Genomic DNA, 404 nt, shown 5'->3' with positions numbered 1-404 from the left:
GGGTAGCGGGCAAGAGGCGGAGCGGCAGATGGGTAGAGCGCACGTTGTCACCTGCGACGAGGCGCATCGGCAGGTGTAGGACGCGGGAGTTGGCGGTACGGTGTGAAACGACTGAGCTGTCGCCGTGTGCTTGATGATTTTTTTTTTCAGAATACGGCAGAAGCGCCAAGGGCCTGCCAATCGTCAACCTCCTGCAGCTGGACAAGGGCGAGCACATCCAGACCGTGGTCAACCTGCCGCAAGGGCATGACGACGACTACGCCTTTTTCATCACCAAGCTGGGGACGGTCAAGCGGACCAAGATCCGGGAATTTGAAAATATCCGGACCAACGGTTTGATCGCCTTGACCTTGAAGGATGGCGACGAACTATCCAACGTCCTGACCACTGACGGCCAGCAGAAC

1 protein-coding gene is annotated in these 404 nt (G+C 57.9%); it reads left to right on the top strand.

The features are described 5' to 3' along the window. Window positions 1-224: 224 nt before the first annotated feature. Window positions 225-404 (top strand): DNA gyrase C-terminal beta-propeller domain-containing protein (locus G8O24_RS47185; RefSeq protein ID WP_202988833.1); only part of this gene is annotated, 180 nt, incomplete at its 3' end.

Source organism: Bradyrhizobium campsiandrae (assembly GCF_014529705.1).
GTDB classification, from domain to species: Bacteria; Pseudomonadota; Alphaproteobacteria; order Rhizobiales; family Xanthobacteraceae; genus Bradyrhizobium; species Bradyrhizobium campsiandrae.
The sequence above is the reverse complement of the archived record's forward strand: the minus strand, read 5'-3'. Positions and strand labels throughout refer to the sequence as shown.